The sequence below is a fragment of the Nocardioides marmorisolisilvae genome (assembly GCF_031656915.1).
In the GTDB taxonomy this organism is placed as follows: Bacteria; Actinomycetota; Actinomycetes; order Propionibacteriales; family Nocardioidaceae; genus Marmoricola; species Marmoricola terrisoli.
In genome coordinates this window covers 404,385-421,328 of record NZ_CP134227.1, presented here as the reverse complement: position 1 = coordinate 421,328, position 16,944 = coordinate 404,385, and the positions used below count along the sequence as shown (strand labels likewise).

The window sequence follows — 16,944 nt, the reverse complement described above, 5'->3', positions numbered from 1 at the left end:
ACCCTCCCAGCTCACATGCAACCAATCCTCAGAAAGGACTTGAACATGAACGACTTCAACCAGATCTTCCCGATCGGCGAGAAGAACGACGCCTACGCCCAGTACTTCATCGGCCAGAGCTACAACGCCTCGCTCGCCGCAGGCAGCGTTCCCGTCAACAACATCTCCTTCGAGCCGGGCTGCCGCAACAACTGGCACATCCACCACGGCACCGAAGGCGGGGGTGACCAGATCCTGATGTGCACGGCGGGCAGCGGCTGGTACCAGGCCGACGGCGAGGACCCGATCAGCATGGAGCCCGGCACCGTGGTCCGCGTCCCCGCCGGGACCAAGCACTGGCACGGCGCAAAGGCGGACTCCTGGTTCTCCCACATTGCCTTCATCACACCCGGCACGGATGTCAGCAACGAATGGCTGGAGCCGGTCACCGACGAGGCGTACGGCACCTTGACGAAGAGCGCCGACCACGTCACCGAGGAGCACAGCGCCTGAGAGCGCCAACAAGCTATGCCGATGAAGCTCACCACCAGCGGCAGACAACAGAAGGCGAGCCGAAAGCCGACGTCCTGGCAGGCTTGCCCGATGCGACCAACGCCGCCATTGCCGTTCTCGCCGACAACAAGCGTTACTGAGAAAGGGACCACGTGACCAGCGTGCGATTGAAGGACTTCCTCGATCATGTGAACCGTGGCATGCCGATCACGGCTGGCTCAGACCACCACCGCTTCATGCACGACAGTGCCCAAGAAGCGCTCAGGGTCGTTGCCCAGCTCAACTCGAGCTATCACCCGCCCGAGGAAGTTCGGGCGCTCTTGGGTGACCTGACCGGTAAGCCCATCGACGAGTCGGTCGAAGTCTTCCCGCCGTTCCACAGTGAGTTCGGCACGAACCTGACCCTGGGCAAGGACATCTTCATCAACATGGGATGTCGGTTCCAGGACACGGGAGGCATCACCATCGGCGACGGCTCGCTCATCGGACACGGCAGCACGCTCACGACCATTGACCACGGAATCGACCCCGACCGGCGAGGCGACATGATTCCGGCGCCGATCAACATCGGGCGCAAGGTCTGGCTGGGCGCCTCGGTCACAGTCGTTCCAGGAGTGAGAATCGGTGACGGCGCAATCGTCGGCGCTGGCGCGGTCGTCACGAAGGACGTGCCTGCCCATGCGATCGTCGCCGGGGTGCCGGCCAAACTCATCCGCATGACCGGCTTTGAGGCTGGGGACAGCCGTCCGGTTGATAACCACCTGCGCGCAGAGCCCTGACGAACGCCCACTCACCGAACCCTACGAGGAACCCACGTCACCCTGCTCGTCCAAGACCTGCACCTCAGAGTCGTCAACACCATCACCGGCGAACTCCTCCGCGAGCTCACCATCGACCCCAGCAAGGACTACCAGCCACGAACCCCCAGATGAAGAACACCCGAACCCACGTTTCCATGGGTCCGGGTGTCTCCGATGTCCTGAGACATCACATGGTCGGGCTGACAGGATTTGAACCTGCGACCCTTGACCCCCAGTTTGAGGGGTTGGCGATTTGAGCGTGGAACGACGTCCGCATGGGTTCGATCGATGGCCGCGGTCACGCTCAGTCCCGCATTCTTCGCGCTGTTTTGGTCCGTGTTTTGGTCCGCACTTTTCACGGCAGGTCGGGGTCTGGGTTTTCGTCGAAGAACTGCGCCGCAACGTCCTTGTCGATGAGCTTCTCCCCCGCCAGCCACTCAACGGCTCGACGCTGTGCCCTCGTGTCGCGGAATGCATGCCACGAGGCAACAAGCCCGGGGTACTCCTCATAGAGCTCGCGTTTGAATCGACGAAACGCTCCCTTGCCGTCCAGAGCCCTCGCCAAACGCCGGGCCGCGCCTTCGTTACCGATCCCGTCAGCGAAATCGGCCATGTCCTGGTACCAGATGTACGACGGCAGCGCCTCGATCGGCACCAGGTCCAAGTCGTCGATGTCGACAGGGTTCTCTCCATCGATGCCGGTGTCCGAAGTCCAGAACGCGAGCTCTCCCGTTTCCGGATCGATCAGCCACTGGTGGTCGTAATCGGTCTGATCCGCCAGCGCATTCGCGATCTCATCAACGTCCAGCCTGCTGAGCTCGAGCACGGAATCAGCGTAGGTGCGGCTCCTGAGGGCGACAACCGGGACGGCGCGAATCGCGGCATGAGCGTGCGCTTTCTACGGCGACTCTCGGTCGCGTTCCTTGGTGGATTCCAGCCACTTGCGGTTCATCCTCAACGCGTCGCTCACGCCGGACCTCACCGCTAGCCGAATCAGCCAGAAAACGGCCCACACGCACAGCAGCACGAACACGCCGATGGTGAGCAGCTCGGCCAGGGAACCAACAGGGAAGACCACGTGAGCAGCCTACGGCTATCCGGGCCGCACATCGGCACTTCCGGGCGGATCTGGCGAGCCTGGCGACGCTGGTCGCCACCTTGGTGCAAGAGGTGTGACAACTCCCATCTCGTAGGTGAACAACCTTCAGTGACTCAGGTCCTACCCATCTCACATCAAGGTCTTGGTTAACGTGGCTGAGGTTCAGTCGAGGGTTGGCAGGGATCCATTTGGGACTCCTACTCGGACTGGCGGCCACCGCTGGTGAGCGCGCCGAACTCAAGGGCTGCCGCCAGATCGTCGCATTCCAGGTCCGGTAGTCCGTCAGTAGGTCATCCATCGTGATGTCGGACGACAGGAGCTCGAGGAGCACCTGCACCGGATGGCGCAGGCCTCGGACGGCCGGCTGCCCATGGCAGACGTCCGGCAGGGACGCGATCCGCTCAAGCCTTGGACATGACGTCAACTACGCGCCGAAGGCTTCCTACCCGGCCGGGCTTGCCTCCCGCGCTCGTCCTCGAGCGTCGAACGATTCGTTTGTTGCGTTTATTGCGTTAAGATTCGACCATGTCTGCAACACTCTCTTCCCTTATCCCCGAGGCGAACGACGCCGATCTGGCCAGGGTCGCGCTCGACCACATGCGGGCAACGCTCGAGGTCGGGAAGGGCCATGGACCTCACGACCCAGTGCGGCTGACCGTTCCAGACTCTGAGGACGAGATCGTCGTACCGAGGTCGGTTCTCGATTTGCTGAGCCAAGTGCTCGCACACATGGCCAATGGCCAAGGGGTGACGCTGGTGCCAGCCAACGCCGAACTGACGACGCAGCAGGCTGCGGACATGCTCAACGTCTCCCGACCGTTCCTGATCAGGCTCCTCGAAACCGGCGAGATCGAGCACCGACTGGTTGGCACCCACCGTCGAGTGCTCGCTGACTCGTTGGTTCGCTATATGCGCCTCGACGATGCGAAGCGGGCCAAGGTCGCGGACGAACTGGCGGCACTCACGCACGATCTCGGCGTCGCCTGATGCCCTTCGTCGTCCTGTACGACGCGAACGTGCTCTACCCCGCAACCCTGCGTGACGTGCTCATCCGCGTTGCCACCAGCGGACTGGCGCAGGCCAAGTGGACCGACCGGATCCTCGACGAGGTCTTTCGCAACTTGGGTGCAAACCGGCCTGACCTCAAAGCCACCCTCCTCGCCAGGACACGAACCTTGATGAGCGAATCGATCCGTGACGTCAGCGTGAGCGGCTACGAAGGGCTGATCGAGAATCTAACCCTTCCGGATCCTGACGATCGCCACGTCCTGGCCGCGGCGATCAAGGCCAAGGCACAGGTCATCGTCACGGCGAATCTCAAGGACTTCCCCTCGGAGGTGCTCGCCAGTTGGGACATCGAGGCCAGGCACCCCGACGACTTCCTCGTCGACCAGTTCCACCTCGATGCCCTGACGCTGCACCGGGTCGTCGACGACATCGCTGCTGCGTGGCGCGACAAGGGCGCCAGCGCCTCCGACGTGTTGGACAGCCTCGAACGGGATGCGCCACGAGCCGCTGCGATCTTGCGCCGATAGACCGGCCAGGCGCCCATCGGTAACGTTTCGATCACACTCCCCCGAGTCGTCACGGGACGCGATGGAACGGTCGTCACCAGCACGACACACAACGCCACAAGCGACCCTGTCGGCTTGTCGCATCGTCGTGGCATCGTGGATCCCATGGCACCTCGGGAGCCGAAACTTCCTCCCCTCGGTGTACGGCTCAAGGTCGACATCGAAGTGCTCGATGGCGCCCGCGGGACGCGGTACTGGGCACGCGTGCGGTGGAGCGATCCACTCACACACCGCCGCGTTGGTGTGAAGCGAAGCCACACCTCGATGGATGCCGCCGAGGCGTGGATCGATCGGATGCAAAGCGCGGCCAGGACCGGCTTCGACGAGGGCCAGACGCTGGCGACGTATCTCACCAACATCGGCGACCGCTGGACTCGTGGGATTGACCCGACGTCGACGTACGACCCGTACGCCGCCGGCCTCAAGCGCCGCGTCCTACCAGCCCTCGGCCACCTCCCGGTCGTGATGATCACCGCCGGCCTCGTCGACCGGGCCATCGACGACTGGGAGCAGCACTACGGGCGATCGACGGTGAAGAACTCCGTGGCCGCTCTGGTGCTGGTCCTCGACGAGGCCGTGCGCGACGGGCTCATCGTTCGCAATCCGGCCAAGGACCGCGCCCGGCGAAGGTCCGTGGGGCGCTCCCCCGTCGATGAGGGCCCCACGAGTCCACGTGACCTCGCGCTGCCCGATGTGGCCACCCTCGAGCGTCTGGTGGCCCGGGTGATCGAGGCCGGCGGCCACGCGTCGTACGGCGACGTGGTGACGATCCTGGCGACCACGGCCCTCCGCATCAGCGAAGTCTCCGGACTCCTCGTCGGCGACGTCGACCTGGACCGCGGACTCTTGCACGTGAGCCGTCAGACCTACCCGGGACGTGGCGGCCTGGGCACCAAGGCGACCAAGGGCCGGCGTCGCCGCACCGTGCCGATCATCGAGCCGCTGAGGCCCACACTGGCACGGCTCACGGTCGGCCGCGCGGACGGTGAACTTCTGGTCACCGGCCCCCGTGGCGGCGTCATCACGACCGCCACGCTGCGCGACGCGACCGGCTGGGACGAGCTCGTGGACCAGCTCGGCATCCCCGGCCTTGTCCGTCACGGACTGCGGCACACGGCGCTGACATGGATGGCTGACGCAGGCGTCGAACTGCACCTACTCCAACGGGTTGCAGGCCATCAGGATCCGGCCGTCACGAGTCGCTATTTGCACCCGGACACGAAGGCCGTGATCGATGCAGGGACCGCATTCTCGACGTGGTGGTCCGGGAATGGTCCGGAACAGCCGGCCCTGGGCGTGATCGAGGGCGGCCGAGCCGGGGCATTAAAACGGCTCTGACCTGCAGAAACAGGTCAGAGCCGATTTGTCGGGCTGACAGGATTTGAACCTGCGACCCCTTGACCCCCAGTCAAGTGCGCTACCAAGCTGCGCCACAGCCCGAACGGTGCCCGCCGCGGCGGGTGAACCGGATGGAACCCTACCGCAGCCCTACGACGGGGGCAGAATCGGCCCGCCGACTCACTCTGGCCCGGCGCCGGCCTCGATCTGCTGCGCCAGGTAGCCCTGGATCCCCACCTGAGCGATGGCGTCGAGCTGGCTCTCGAACCAGTCGGCGTGCCCCTCCTCGTCGAGCACCATCTGCTCGAAGACCGCAGCGGTCCCGGAGTCACCGAGGTTGCGGCACTCCAGCGCGCTCGCGGTGAACTGGGCAACGGCAGCCTGCTCGCTCTCGAAGGCCAGCCGGAGCATCTCCCCCGGAGTCTCCCCCGTGGTGATCGAGCCGAGCCGCTGCAGGTTCGGGTGCCCGTCGTACATCAGGATCCGGTTGATCAGGGAATCGGCATCACGCATCTCTCCGATCGAGATGTCGTAGAAGACCTTGCCCAACTTCGTGAAGCCCCAGTTATCAAGCATCCGGGCATGCAGGAAGTAGCTGTTGGTGACGGTCAGTTCGAGCGTGAGCGCGTCGTTGAGGAGCTCGACGACGCGTGGGTCAGCTGGCTGCACCTTCAACCTCCGGAAGCGGGACGGACATCGAGTCCTGATGCTCGCACAGCACCCGCTTCAAGGCGAACACGCACGCTCCGCAGTCCCGGCCGGCGCCCGTCGCACCGCACACCTGGGCCACCGTGGACGCTCCCCTGTCGGCTGCCTCGCGCACGTCGCCGCAACGCACCACGGCGCAGTGACAGACGATCATCGGGGGCTCCTGTCCTCAGCAGATTCCACTGATCATAAGGCAAGCCTTACCTCATTGCGAGCATGACCTGCATCACGACCGCGAGCACCGCCTCAGCGCTTGCGCTTCTCCCGGGGGCGCACCTGCAACGAGATCGGGGTGCCGACGAAGCCGAACTCCTCGCGCAGCCGGCGCTCGACGTACCGCTCGTAGCCGGCGTCGAGCTTGCCGGTGGTGAAGAGGATGAACGTCGGCGGGGCCGTGGCGGCCTGGGTGCCGAAGAGAATCCGGGGCTGCTTCCCGCCCCGCACCGGGTGCGGGTGCTCGGCCACCAGCCGGCCCAGGAACGCGTTGAACGCACCAGTGCCGATCCGGGTCTCCCAACCTTCGAGCGCAGCGTCGAGCGCCGGCACCAGCCGGTCGACGTGCCAGCCGGTCCGGGCGGTGACGTTGATCCGCGGCGCCCACTGCACCTGCACCAGGTCGCGCTCGACCTCACGGTCGAGGTAGTAGCGGCGCTCCTCGTCGACCAGGTCCCACTTGTTGAAGGCCACCACCAGCGCGCGCCCGGAGTCCCGGACCGTCTGGATGATCCGCATGTCCTGCTCGGAGATCGACTGGGACCCGTCGATGACCAGCACCGCGACCTCGGCCCGCTCGATGGCGGTCGCGGTACGCAGCGACGCGTAGTACTCGTGGCCGGATGCGGTCTTCACCCGTTTGCGGATCCCGGCGGTGTCGATGAACCGCCAGGTACGACCGCCGAGCTCGACCAGCTCGTCGACCGGGTCGACGGTCGTCCCGGAGGCGTCGTCGACCACCACTCGGTCCGCGCCGGCGAGCTTGTTCAGCAGCGAGGACTTGCCGACGTTGGGACGCCCGATGATCGCCACCCGGCGCGGGCCGCCGGCGGCCTCGAACGACTGGGCGGGCAGTTCGGGCAGCGCCTCCAGTACGGCGTCCAGCAGGTCACCCGAACCGCGCCCGTGCAGCGCCGAGACCGGATAGGGCTCCCCCAAGCCGAGGTTCCACAAAGCGTGCGACTCGGCCTCGGAACGGGCGTCGTCCACCTTGTTCGCGGCCAGCACTACCGGCTTGCCGGCCTTGCGCAGGATCCGCACCACGGCCTCGTCGGAGTCGGTGATCCCGACCGTCGCGTCGACCACGAACAGCACCGCGTCGGCGACGTTCACGGCGATCTCGGCCTGGGCGGCGATGCGCTCGGCGAGGCCGCGCGCATCGGGGTCCCAGCCTCCGGTGTCGACCACGGTGAACGCCCGCCCGTTCCAGGTGGCGTCATAGGACACCCGGTCGCGGGTCACGCCCGGCACGTCCTGGACCACAGCCTCACGGCGACCGATCAGCCTGTTCACCAGGGTCGACTTGCCCACGTTGGGGCGGCCGATCACCGCGAGGATCGGGGTGGGCACCGCCTCGGGGTGCGTTCCGGTGCTCATTCCTCGACCTCTCCATCGGGAGCCGGGCCGGGCAGCGACATCCCGGTGGCATCCTCGGCACAACGTCTGGTGTCCAACAGGGCATTCCGGATCTGCTCGGTGATCTCCCGCACCTCGCCCCGCCGGCGCGGCCAGCCGTGGGCAGGGAAGATCAGCGGCTCGCCGTACGTCATCGCGACCCGCGACCCGCGGGGCGGGATCGAGCTGAGCCTCGACCCGGGAAGCCGGGTGCCGAGGTAGATCACCGGAACCACCGGGGCGCCGCTGGCGATGGCCAGGTAGGCGGCCCCCGGCTCCGCGCGCTTGCACTCGCCACCGCCGCGAGAGCCCTCCGGGAACACCCCGACAACGCCGCCGGCGCGGAGCACCTTCAGCGACACACGCACTGCGCGGATGTCGGGCTCGTGACGGCGCACCGGGATCTGGCCGGAGGCGCGCAGGAACCGTCCCATCGGGCCGCTGAACATCTCGACCTTCGTCAGGGAGTGCACCGGACGCGGCGCCAGGATCGCCATCAGCGGCCCGTCGATGAACCCCACGTGGTTGGCGACCATGATCACCGGGCCGTCCATGGGCACGCGCTCCCGACCCCGCTCCTCGACTCGGAAGTGCCGGCGTACCAGGCGCGCAGCGGTCGGCCGGCCTCGGTACAGCAGCGACGTCGCCGGGTGCTGTACGCCGTCGGTACGCGGCAGATCCGTCGCGCTGCCCGGAAACATCTCGCCCGGGAGGCTGACGCTCATGATTCGCGAACCAGGGCGACGACCTGGTCGATCACCTCGGCGAGGGTGTACGGCGTGGTGTCGATGTGCACGGCGTCGTCGGGGATCGTCAGTGGGGCCGCCGCCCGGGTGGAGTCGATCCGGTCGCGACGCTGCAGGTCAGCCTCGGTGGCGGCGACGTCGGCGCCTCGTTGCTCGGCGGTACGGCGAGCGGCCCGCGCCGCCGAGTCGGCCGTCAGGTAGATCTTGACGTCGGCATCAGGCGCGACCACGGAGCCGATGTCGCGGCCCTCCACGACGATTCCGCCGGCGCCGATGATCGAGCGCTGCAGCTCCAGCAGCCGCTTGCGCACCGCCGGCACCGACGCGACGGCACTCACCGACCGGGTGGTCTCGTCGCTCCGGATCGACTCGGCGACGTCCTCGCCATCGACGCAGATCGTGGGGTGCCGGGGGTCGGTGCCCGACGCCAGCTCCGGTCGGTCCGCGGCAGCGGCCACCGCCTCCGGGTCGGACAGGTCGACGTGGTGCCGCAGCATCCACACCGTCATCGCCCGGAACTGGGCACCGGTGTCGAGGTAGCGCAGTCCCAGCCGCGCGGCAACGCCGCGGGCCGTGCTGGACTTGCCGGATCCGGAGGGCCCGTCCATCGCCACGACCACGGACCCGCTCTCTGCTGACACCCGGCGGATCCTACCGGTGGGTGGTCCAATTCCTTGCCTCGAGCGCTTCACGCAGGTCCTCGGCAGCAGCGGCCCCGACGGCGAGCTCCACATGACCGACCGGACGGGCCGGGTCGTGGTCGATGTGCAGGTCCTCGATGTTGACCCCGATCTCTCCCACGTCCGACAGCAGCCGGGCCAGCTCGCCGGGTGTGTCGGGCACGGCGACGAACACCGCGGCCGTGTCCAGGCTGGGGCCACCGTGCTTGCCGGGGATCGCCCGGGTTCCTGCGACCCCGCGCGCGAGGATCAGCCCGAGGGCCTCGGTGGCCTCCTCCTCACCGGACTCGGCCATCGCCTCGATGACCCGGTCCAGGTCCCGTCGTACGTCGGCGAGGAGCTCGGCGACCGCCTCACGGTTGGCACGGATGATCTGGCCGTAGAGGTCGGGATCCCCCGCGGCCACCCGGGTGACGTCGCGGACCCCCTGCCCGGTCAGCAGCAGCTGCTCGGGCAGCGCCTCGGCGAGCTGGCTGGCCGCGAGCACCGCGAGCAGATGCGGCAGGTGGGAGGTACGGGCCACGGAGCGGTCGTGCTCCACCGGCGACAGTCGGACCGGCTCGGCGCGACACAGCCGGGCCAGCTCCTCGACAAGGGCGACCGCCTCAGGGGCCGCATGGACGTGGGGCGTGATCGCCCACGGCCGGCCGTCGAACATCGCGGCGCTCGCCGCCAGTGGGCCCGACCGCTCGCTGCCGGCCATCGGGTGGCTGCCCACGTAGTTCGCGAGCCGGGACTCCCCGACCCGGTCGGTGATCTCGGCCAGAGGCCGGCCCTTGACCGAGCCGACGTCGGTGACCACCGCGCCGGAGTCGAGCGCCTCCACGACGGCGTCGGCGATGTGGTCGGGGGGCACGGCCACGACGACCAGCTGCGCCACGCCCCCGGCTGGCGTAGGCGCACCGGCGCCGAGCCCGCTGGCGGTCCGGACGTGCTCGTGGTTCATGTCGCTGAGCCACACCGGGATCCCGGCTCCGGTCAGGGCCATCCCGATCGACGTCCCGAGGAGGCCGGCACCGACCACGTGGACCGGCCCGGTGAGCTCAGCCATCGGCGGGCTCGTCCGGGACGGCGTGCACCCTGGTGAGGTCGCGGCGCAGGGCTGCGGCGCCGTGCAGGTAGACGTGCGTGACGTCAGCTCGGGACAGGCCGGTCTCGACGTGCGCCATCATCCTGATGACCCGCGGCATCGACCCCTCGATCTCCAGCTCGCGAGCGCAGATCAGCGGAACGTCGTGGAACCCCAGCTGACGGGCGGCGTACGCCGGGAACTCCGCGTGCACATCCGACGTGGCGGTGAAGATGATGCTTACGAAGTCGTCGACCGCCAGGTCGTTGGACGTCATCACGTCACGGACCATCTCGGCCACCCTGGCGAGCAGATGATCGCGTTCGTCGACCTCGAGCTGGGTGGCCCCTCGCACCGCGCGCATCGCCACGACACGCCTCCTTCCGTCCCGAACGACCCTAGTCCTCGGCTGCTGTCGGTCCGAGCCAACCACATCGCCGCGAGATGGAACGCTCAGAGTCCGGCGATGTCCAAGAGGGCGCCGACCTCGTCTGCAGTGAGCTCGCGCAGCGAGCCGGTGCGCAGCTGACCGACCGTGACCGGGCCGATCCGGGTGCGGGTGAGCCGGCGTACCGGGTGGCCGACGTGGTCCAGCAGCCGGCGGACGATCCGGTTGCGGCCCTCGTGGATGACCAGCTCGATGATGGCGCGCTGGTGGCCGGGGGCGCCGTGTCGCGAGAGCACCTTGACCTTCGAGACCGGCACCGGTCCGTCCTCGAGCGTGACGGTGTCGCGCAGTCTCTTCAAGGTCGCCGTGGTCGGCAGTCCCTCGACCTCGGCCACGTAGGTCTTGTCCACCTCATACGACGGGTGCGCAAGCTTCTGTGCGAAGTCGCCATCATTGGTGAGGATGATCAGCCCGTCGGTGTCGGTGTCCAGCCGCCCCACGTGGAAGAGCCTCTCGCCCCGGTCCGCGACGAACTCGGCCAGCGTCGGGCGCCCCTGCGGGTCCGACATGGTGGAGACGACGCCGCGAGGCTTGTTCAGCACCAGGTAGACGTGCGAGCTGACCGGCGGCAGCCGCTTGCCGTCGACCCGGATCACCGCGGTCCGCGGGTCGACCTTGGTGCCCAACCGAGTGACCACTTCACCGTCCACCTCCACCAGGCCGGCGAGCATCAGCTCCTCGCACTTGCGGCGGCTGGCCACCCCCGACTGGGCCAGCAGCTTCTGCAGCCGGACCAGCCCGTCGTCGTCGGTCACTCCGCCGGGCCCGGTCCCGTCTCACCGTGCGGCGCCTCGGCGACCGCGCCGGTGAGAGCCTCGTCGAGATCGAGATCGTCCATCTCGGGCATGAACGGTGCCAGCTCGGGCAGCTCGTCCAGCGACGTGACCCCGATCCGCTCCAGGAAGTAGCTGGTCGTCCGGTAGAGGTGGGCGCCGGTCTCCTGGTCGGTGCCCGCGTCCTCGACCAAGCCGCGGTTGACCAGGGTGCGGACCACGCCATCGACGTTGACGCCGCGGATCGCTGAGATCCGGGCGCGGCTCACCGGCTGCCTGTAGGCCACCACCGCGAGGGTCTCCAGGGCCGCCTGGGTGAGCCGGGCCTGTTGACCGTCGAGCACGAACCTCTCGACCACGGCGGCGAACTCCTCACGGGTGTAGAACCGCCAGCCACCGGCCACGTTGCGCAGCTCGAAGCCGCGCCCCTGCTCGTCGTACTCCGCTGCCAGGCCGGTCAGCGCCTCGACGACCTGGGGCACGGGATAGCCGAGCACCGAGGCGAGCGAGACCTGGTCGAGCGGCTGGTCGGCCACCATCAGCACCGCCTCGAGGGCCGGGCGCAGCTCGGCCACCGGTACGGCGAGGGTGTCGGCAACCGACTCGGCATCCGTGTCTGCGCCAGCCGCTGACGTCTCTTGTGCGGCGGCCTCCTCGGCGGCCTCCTCGGCGGTCTCGTCGGTGGTGTCAGGCAGTGTCTCGGTCACGATGCGGTGTCCCTCTCCTCGGCCTCGGCCGCCGCCTGCGGCAGCGGGGTCTCCCCGTCGAACTCGTCGGTGATCTCCACGTCGGCATCCTCGTCGCCGGTCCAGCGGATGGTGAGCTCGCCGAGCGGCGTCACCTGATCGAACGCCACCACGCCCTCGCGGAACAGCTCGAGCAGCGCCAGGAATCGGGCCACCCGGGTCATCGTGTCCGGTGCGTCGGCGGCCAGCGTCCGGAACGTCATCGTGCCCCGGTCCTTCAGCGAGCTGATCACGATCGCAGCCTGCTCGCGCACGCTGACCGTGGGAGCGTGGATGTGGTTCAAGTTGAGCTGCAGCTCAGGCTTGGGTTCCAGCGCTGTCGCCGCCAAGTGGGCGAACTCCTCCAGCCCGAGCCCGATCAGCACCTCGGGGAGCAGCGTGGAGAACCGCTCCTCGAGGCCGACCGAGCGCGGATACCGCCGGGTCTCGGACTCCAGGCGCCGCTCGAGGACGCCGGCGACCTGCTTGTAGGCCCGGTACTGCAGCAGCCGTGCGAAGAGCAGGTCGCGCGCCTCCAGCAGGGCGAGGTCCTCCTCGTCCTCGATGTCGCCCTGGGGCAGCAGCCGCGCTGCCTTGAGGTCGAGCAGGGTCGCCGCGACGAGCAGGAACGAGGTGGTCTGCTCCAGGTCCCACACGTCGTCGACGCTGGCGGCCTTGATGTGCGCGACGAACTCGTCGGTGACCCGCGACAGTGCGATCTCGGTGATGTCGAGCTTGTGCTTGCCGATCAGGCTCAGCAGCAGGTCGAAGGGTCCCTCGAAGTTGTCCAGCCGTACCGCGAAGGCCGGGGCCTCCGTCGGCCGGTCGGAGGCGTCGGCTCGGGCCTCGGTGGGACCGCCGGCGGGACCCTCAGTCGTGCCGACGCCGGACGCAGCGGTGCTCAAGACGTCATGAGCCTCTGCACGATGGCGCTCTCGTCGCCGTGCTCGTCGAGGTCGGCGAGCGCGAGCGCGATCGCCTCGCGGACCAGCCGGCCACGATCCACAGCGAGGCCCTGGTCGCGCCGCAGCGCAAGGCGGGCGTGCTCGATGTCGAGCAGCTCATCGGCGGTGACGTAGACGGTCATCTTCTCGTCGTGCCGCACGCGCCCGCTCGGCCGGCGCGGCGACGTCTCGTCGGCACGGTTCCCACCGCGCCGCTCGCCCGGCTCGGGTGCGGGCGCCAGCCGGGCGCGGTCCGTGGTCTCACCCGAGGCTTCCTCAGCGGTACGGCGGAACAGGTCGTCCGCGGTCGGCATGCTCACCCGTCGAGACAACGCGACAGCACCTCCCTGGCGAGCTGGCGGTAGGACTCCGCACCGGCGGAGGTGGACGCGTAGTTCGTGATCGGCTCCCCGGCCACCGTGGAGTCGGAGAACTTGACCGTCCGGCGGATCACAGTGTGGAACACCGTGTCTCCCCAGGCCTCGACGAGCCGTTGCATGACCTCGCGGCCGTGCAACGTGCGGCCGTCGTACATGGTGCCGAGGACGCCGTCGATCTGCAGCTTGGGATTGAGCCGCTCGCGGACCTTGTCGATGGTGGTCTTGAGCAGCGCCACCCCACGCAGGGCGAAGTACTCACACTCCAGGGGCACGATCACGCCGTCGGAGGCGGTCAGCGCGTTCACGGTCAGCAGTCCCAACGAAGGCTGGCAGTCGATCAGGATGACGTCGTACTTCTCGATGGCCGGGGCGAGGAGCCGCTGCAGGGTCTGTTCGCGGGCGACCTCGTGGACCAGCTGCACCTCGGCGGCCGAGAGGTCGATGTTGGACGGCAGCAGGTCCATGCCGGGGACGCCGGAGGGGACGACGACCTCGTCGAGCGTCACGTCGCGCTGCATCAGCAGGTTGTAGACCGTCAGGTCCATCTGATGTGGGTTGAGGCCGAGCCCGACCGACAGCGAGCCCTGCGGGTCGAAGTCGACCAGCAGCACCTTGCGGCCGTACTCCGCGAGGGCCGCACCGAGGTTGATCGTGGTGGTGGTCTTCCCGACGCCACCCTTCTGGTTGCACATCGACACCACACGGGCGTTGCCGTGCACGGTGATCGGCGTCGGCTCGGGCAGCTCCGGCATCGGCCGACCCGTCGGTCCCAGCGCGACCTCGGGCTCCTCCACCGGCTCGTCGACGAGCGTGTCGATGCTGTTGTCCGTTCCGAGGTCGAGTTCGGCCGGGCCGGCCTCGGACGCGCCGTCGGTGCCGGCAGCGTCCTGTGTCTGCACGGGGGCCCCGGCCGGGGGCACCAGCGGGGAGACCGTGCTCGTCACCACGTCCGTGGCTCGATCACGAGGAACGTAGCCCAGCGGCGGCACCTCCGGTGCGCTGCTGCCGTAGTGACCGAAGGATCCGTCGGCACCGCTCATCGTTTTGTGACCTCCCAGAAAGGTTGTCGGGCAGCCCTACCGCTTCCGGGGGCCGCTTCGGGTCCACCTCGAGCCGTCCTGCTGCCGACGCTACGCCGCGCGCGCTTTGTCGACATACCGCCACGCCGGGCCGACTCTATGTGTCGCCGAAGGACGACCACAATCCGGGAGGCGCACATTCCATGAAGTCCATCAGATCTGGGGAAACCGTGTGTCTCATTGCAGGCTCGGCGTGCACAGGACCCCGACTGGCTGGGGACAAACCTGTGCACGGACGGTCCACATCCGCACCTCAGCCCAGGGCCCGCGGGTGGGCTGCAGCGAACACTTCACGCAGGTTGTCGACCGTGACCAGGGTGTAGACCTGCGTGGTCGTCACCGAGGCGTGCCCGAGCAGCTCCTGGACCACCCGGACGTCGGCGCCGCCCTCGAGGAGGTGGGTCGCGAACGAGTGCCGCAGGGTGTGGGGCGACACCTCGGCGCGGACGCCGGCGCGCTCGGCGGCCCGGACCATCACCGCCCACGCACTCTGCCGGGAGAGCCGGCCGCCGCGCGCGTTGAGGAACATCGCGCCCCGCGGGCCGGCGGCGCCCGTCGAGGCCGCGACCAGCTGAGGTCGGCCCCGCACGAGGTACGCCGCCAAGGCCTCGCGTGCGTAGCTGCCCACCGGGACGATCCGCTCCTTGGAGCCCTTGCCGCGCAGGAGGACGGTGGTCTCCGGCGGCGCGACGTCCGCGTCGACGGCGCCGGGACCGAGGTCGACGTCGTCGACGTCCAGGCCGACGACCTCCGAGATCCGGGCGCCGGTGCCGTAGAGCAGCTCGAGCAGGGCCCGGTCGCGTAGTGCAAGCACGGTCCCCGGCGCACCGGCGGCTTCGAGGATCGCCTCGACCTGGCTGATGCTCAGCGCCTTGGGCAGCCGCTTCGCGGGCGCCGGAGGGCGCACTGCTGACGATGGGTCGGTGCCGATGAGCCCGTCGCGGACAGCGAACTTGTGGAACCCCCGCACCGCAACCACGGCGCGGGCGGCCGAGGAGGCGCCGAGCGGCGGGTGCTCGGTCGTGCCCTCGCGCAGCGCCATCAGAAACCCGGTGACGGTCTGCTCGGTGATCTGGTCGAGGTCCTCGATGCCTTCGGCACGCAGGTGCTCGAGGTAGCGGCGCAGGTCGCGTCGGTAGGACTTCAAGGTGTTGTCGGCGAGGCCGCGCTCGACGCCGAGGTGGTCGAGATAGGTCCGGATCGCCCGGACCAGGTCGTCCGGACCGGTGCCGGTCGCCTCCGGGGTCGCGGCACTCAGGACGGCACCTCCCCGCTCTCCCTCAGGGCCTGCTCCACCGGCACCGACGCCAGCTGATGGGCCTCGGCGACCGCCGCGTTCGTCAGCGTCCCGGCATGGGCGTTGAGCCCCAGCCCCAAGGACCGGTCGACCCGGCAGGCCTCCCTCCAGCCGCGGTTCGAGAGCGCCACGGCGTAGGGCAGGGTGGCGTTGGTGAGCGCATAGGTGGAGGTGTTCGGCACCGCGCCGGGCATGTTCGCCACGCAGTAGAAGACCGAGTCGTGGACGGTGAAGGTCGGGTCCTCGTGGGTGGTCGGGCGCGTGTCGTCGAAGCAGCCACCCTGGTCGACCGCGATGTCGACCAGCACGGACCCGGGCTTCATCTCCGCGACCAGGTCGTTGGACACCAGCTTCGGCGCTCGCGCCCCGGGGATCAGGACAGCGCCGATGACGAGGTCGGCTTCGAGCACCTGCTGCCGGATCGCGAGTTGGGACGAAGCCAGACCATGCACCCGGTTGTTGTAGCGCCAGAACGACATCCGCAGCTTGTCCAGGTCAGTGTCGAGCAGGGTCACGTCGGCACCCATGCCCAGCGCGATGTTCGCGGCATTCTGACCGGCGACCCCGGCGCCGATCACCACGACCTTGGCGTTCGCCACTCCTCCGACCCCGCCGAGCAGCGTGCCCCGGCCGCCCTGGGCCTTGAGCAATGCGTGCGCCCCGACCTGCGGCGCCAGACAGCCGGCCACCTCGGACATGGGGTAGAGCAACGGCAGCGAGCCCGACGGCAGCTGCACCGTCTCGTAGGCGATCGCGGTCACCCGGCGCCTGAGCAGCTCCTCGGTGAGCGCGCGGTCGGCGGCCAGGTGAAGGTAGGTGAACAGCACCAGGCCCTCGCGCAGCCGGTGGTACTCCTCCGGCACTGGCTCCTTGACCTTGAGCAGCAGCTCGGAGCGATCCCACACCTCGTCGGCACCGTCGATGATCTGGGCGCCTGCGTCGGCGTACTCCTGGTCCGAGATCGACGAGCCGATCCCCGCGCCACGTTCGACGGCCACCTCGTGGCCGTGCGCGACCAGCTCGTGAACGCCGATCGGCGTGATCGCCACGCGGTACTCGCTGTTCTTGACTTCCTTCGGTACGCCGACCCTCACCCGGGCTCCCTCTCGGACCTGCTCGCGGCGCACCCGACCGTGACCGCACTGCCGAGTCTAGGCCCGCTCGTCGACGCAGCGCGGTTACGC

21 protein-coding genes, 1 tRNA gene and 1 pseudogene are annotated in these 16,944 nt (G+C 68.6%); 5 read left to right on the top strand and 18 right to left on the bottom strand.

The window, feature by feature from the left end; translation table 11 throughout:
* The first annotated feature begins 45 nt into the window (after positions 1–45).
* Both Q9R13_RS02045 and Q9R13_RS02040 read left to right on the top strand, forming a co-directional pair.
* The gene (locus Q9R13_RS02045) at positions 46–492 is read left to right on the top strand and encodes a cupin domain-containing protein (RefSeq protein WP_310963375.1); all 447 of its coding nucleotides are present in this window, start codon (positions 46–48) and stop codon (positions 490–492) included.
* A 152-nt stretch (positions 493–644) separates the two neighbouring features.
* On the top strand, positions 645–1,271 hold the full coding sequence (locus Q9R13_RS02040; protein ID WP_310963374.1) for a DapH/DapD/GlmU-related protein: 627 nt from the start codon (positions 645–647) through the stop codon (positions 1,269–1,271).
* Between the two features lie 376 nt (positions 1,272–1,647).
* Here Q9R13_RS02040 and Q9R13_RS02035 read toward each other — a convergent pair whose 3' ends face one another.
* The 3 genes and pseudogenes from Q9R13_RS02035 to Q9R13_RS20340 all read right to left on the bottom strand — a co-directional run.
* On the bottom strand, positions 1,648–2,118 hold the full coding sequence (locus Q9R13_RS02035; RefSeq protein ID WP_310963373.1) for a UPF0158 family protein: 471 nt from the start codon (positions 2,116–2,118) through the stop codon (positions 1,648–1,650).
* A gap of 72 nt (positions 2,119–2,190) precedes the next feature.
* The gene (locus Q9R13_RS02030) at positions 2,191–2,370 is read right to left on the bottom strand and encodes a hypothetical protein (RefSeq protein ID WP_310963372.1); all 180 of its coding nucleotides are present in this window, start codon (positions 2,368–2,370) and stop codon (positions 2,191–2,193) included.
* A gap of 307 nt (positions 2,371–2,677) precedes the next feature.
* A pseudogene (locus Q9R13_RS20340) lies at positions 2,678–2,815 on the bottom strand (DUF433 domain-containing protein); the annotation flags it as partial.
* 101 nt (positions 2,816–2,916) lie between these two features.
* Here Q9R13_RS20340 and Q9R13_RS02025 point away from each other — a divergent pair.
* From Q9R13_RS02025 to Q9R13_RS02015, 3 genes are all read left to right on the top strand, one after another.
* On the top strand, positions 2,917–3,378 hold the full coding sequence (locus Q9R13_RS02025; protein WP_310963371.1) for a helix-turn-helix domain-containing protein: 462 nt from the start codon (positions 2,917–2,919) through the stop codon (positions 3,376–3,378).
* Positions 3,378–3,926: a PIN domain-containing protein gene (locus Q9R13_RS02020; RefSeq protein ID WP_310963370.1), complete on the top strand. Its 549-nt coding sequence runs from the start codon at positions 3,378–3,380 to the stop codon at positions 3,924–3,926. Before Q9R13_RS02025 ends, Q9R13_RS02020 begins: the two co-directional genes overlap by 1 nt.
* 282 nt (positions 3,927–4,208) lie before the next feature.
* Positions 4,209–5,303: a tyrosine-type recombinase/integrase gene (locus tag Q9R13_RS02015; RefSeq protein WP_310963369.1), complete on the top strand. Its 1,095-nt coding sequence runs from the start codon at positions 4,209–4,211 to the stop codon at positions 5,301–5,303.
* Positions 5,304–5,331: 28 nt separating this feature from the next.
* Here the strand turns inward: Q9R13_RS02015 and Q9R13_RS02010 are convergent.
* From Q9R13_RS02010 to ald, 15 genes are all read right to left on the bottom strand, one after another.
* Positions 5,332–5,405 (bottom strand) — tRNA-Pro (locus Q9R13_RS02010).
* 78 nt (positions 5,406–5,483) lie between these two features.
* Entirely contained in the window at positions 5,484–5,972 is a 489-nt protein-coding gene (bfr, locus tag Q9R13_RS02005) for a bacterioferritin (protein ID WP_310963368.1), read from the bottom strand.
* Positions 5,959–6,165 (bottom strand): (2Fe-2S)-binding protein, encoded by a 207-nt coding sequence (locus Q9R13_RS02000; protein ID WP_310963367.1) that lies wholly within the window; start codon positions 6,163–6,165, stop codon positions 5,959–5,961. Before Q9R13_RS02000 ends, bfr begins: the two co-directional genes overlap by 14 nt.
* 92 nt (positions 6,166–6,257) lie before the next feature.
* Positions 6,258–7,601, bottom strand: coding sequence for a ribosome biogenesis GTPase Der (gene der / locus Q9R13_RS01995; RefSeq protein WP_310963366.1), 1,344 nt, complete (start codon positions 7,599–7,601; stop codon positions 6,258–6,260).
* Positions 7,598–8,344, bottom strand: a complete 747-nt coding sequence (locus Q9R13_RS01990; protein WP_310963365.1) for a lysophospholipid acyltransferase family protein — start codon at positions 8,342–8,344, stop codon at positions 7,598–7,600. Before Q9R13_RS01990 ends, der begins: the two co-directional genes overlap by 4 nt.
* Positions 8,341–9,006 carry a (d)CMP kinase gene (gene cmk, locus Q9R13_RS01985; protein ID WP_310963364.1) on the bottom strand — a complete coding sequence of 222 codons (666 nt, stop codon included), beginning with the start codon at positions 9,004–9,006 and terminating at the stop codon, positions 8,341–8,343. The genes Q9R13_RS01990 and cmk overlap by 4 nt, the downstream gene beginning before the upstream one ends.
* 10 nt (positions 9,007–9,016) lie before the next feature.
* A complete protein-coding gene (locus tag Q9R13_RS01980; protein ID WP_310963363.1) occupies positions 9,017–10,096 on the bottom strand; it encodes a prephenate dehydrogenase in 1,080 nt (359 codons plus the stop codon).
* Complete coding sequence (gene aroH, locus Q9R13_RS01975) at positions 10,089–10,478, bottom strand: chorismate mutase (protein ID WP_310965016.1); 390 nt, start codon at positions 10,476–10,478, stop codon at positions 10,089–10,091. Before aroH ends, Q9R13_RS01980 begins: the two co-directional genes overlap by 8 nt.
* Before the next feature lie 89 nt (positions 10,479–10,567).
* Positions 10,568–11,317: a pseudouridine synthase gene (locus Q9R13_RS01970; RefSeq protein WP_310963362.1), complete on the bottom strand. Its 750-nt coding sequence runs from the start codon at positions 11,315–11,317 to the stop codon at positions 10,568–10,570.
* Positions 11,314–12,042 (bottom strand): SMC-Scp complex subunit ScpB, encoded by a 729-nt coding sequence (gene scpB, locus Q9R13_RS01965; protein WP_310963361.1) that lies wholly within the window; start codon positions 12,040–12,042, stop codon positions 11,314–11,316. The genes Q9R13_RS01970 and scpB overlap by 4 nt, the downstream gene beginning before the upstream one ends.
* Complete coding sequence (locus Q9R13_RS01960) at positions 12,039–12,965, bottom strand: segregation and condensation protein A (protein WP_397218813.1); 927 nt, start codon at positions 12,963–12,965, stop codon at positions 12,039–12,041. Before Q9R13_RS01960 ends, scpB begins: the two co-directional genes overlap by 4 nt.
* Positions 12,962–13,318, bottom strand: coding sequence for a hypothetical protein (locus Q9R13_RS01955; RefSeq protein WP_310965014.1), 357 nt, complete (start codon positions 13,316–13,318; stop codon positions 12,962–12,964). Before Q9R13_RS01955 ends, Q9R13_RS01960 begins: the two co-directional genes overlap by 4 nt.
* 2 nt (positions 13,319–13,320) lie before the next feature.
* Positions 13,321–14,424, bottom strand: coding sequence for a ParA family protein (locus Q9R13_RS01950; protein ID WP_310963360.1), 1,104 nt, complete (start codon positions 14,422–14,424; stop codon positions 13,321–13,323).
* Positions 14,425–14,716: 292 nt separating this feature from the next.
* Positions 14,717–15,664: a site-specific tyrosine recombinase XerD gene (gene xerD, locus Q9R13_RS01945; RefSeq protein WP_310965013.1), complete on the bottom strand. Its 948-nt coding sequence runs from the start codon at positions 15,662–15,664 to the stop codon at positions 14,717–14,719.
* Positions 15,665–15,717: 53 nt separating this feature from the next.
* Complete coding sequence (ald, locus tag Q9R13_RS01940; RefSeq protein WP_310963359.1) at positions 15,718–16,854, bottom strand: alanine dehydrogenase; 1,137 nt, start codon at positions 16,852–16,854, stop codon at positions 15,718–15,720.
* Positions 16,855–16,944 lie beyond the last annotated feature (90 nt).

Excerpts from the sequence above, each read along its gene's own strand:
- Q9R13_RS02045 (WP_310963375.1), top strand. The coding sequence starts at position 46 with ATGAACGACTTCAACCAGATCTTCCCGATCGGCGAGAAGAACGACGCC.
- Q9R13_RS01955 (WP_310965014.1), bottom strand. The coding sequence starts at position 13,318 with ATGCCGACCGCGGACGACCTGTTCCGCCGTACCGCTGAGGAAGCCTCG.
- aroH (WP_310965016.1), bottom strand. The coding sequence starts at position 10,478 with ATGCGCGCGGTGCGAGGGGCCACCCAGCTCGAGGTCGACGAACGCGAT.
- Q9R13_RS01980 (WP_310963363.1), bottom strand. The coding sequence starts at position 10,096 with ATGGCTGAGCTCACCGGGCCGGTCCACGTGGTCGGTGCCGGCCTCCTC.
- Q9R13_RS01950 (WP_310963360.1), bottom strand. The coding sequence starts at position 14,424 with ATGAGCGGTGCCGACGGATCCTTCGGTCACTACGGCAGCAGCGCACCG.
- Q9R13_RS01990 (WP_310963365.1), bottom strand. The coding sequence starts at position 8,344 with ATGAGCGTCAGCCTCCCGGGCGAGATGTTTCCGGGCAGCGCGACGGAT.
- Q9R13_RS02000 (WP_310963367.1), bottom strand. The coding sequence starts at position 6,165 with ATGATCGTCTGTCACTGCGCCGTGGTGCGTTGCGGCGACGTGCGCGAG.
- Q9R13_RS02020 (WP_310963370.1), top strand. The coding sequence starts at position 3,378 with ATGCCCTTCGTCGTCCTGTACGACGCGAACGTGCTCTACCCCGCAACC.
- der (WP_310963366.1), bottom strand. The coding sequence starts at position 7,601 with ATGAGCACCGGAACGCACCCCGAGGCGGTGCCCACCCCGATCCTCGCG.
- Q9R13_RS02025 (WP_310963371.1), top strand. The coding sequence starts at position 2,917 with ATGTCTGCAACACTCTCTTCCCTTATCCCCGAGGCGAACGACGCCGAT.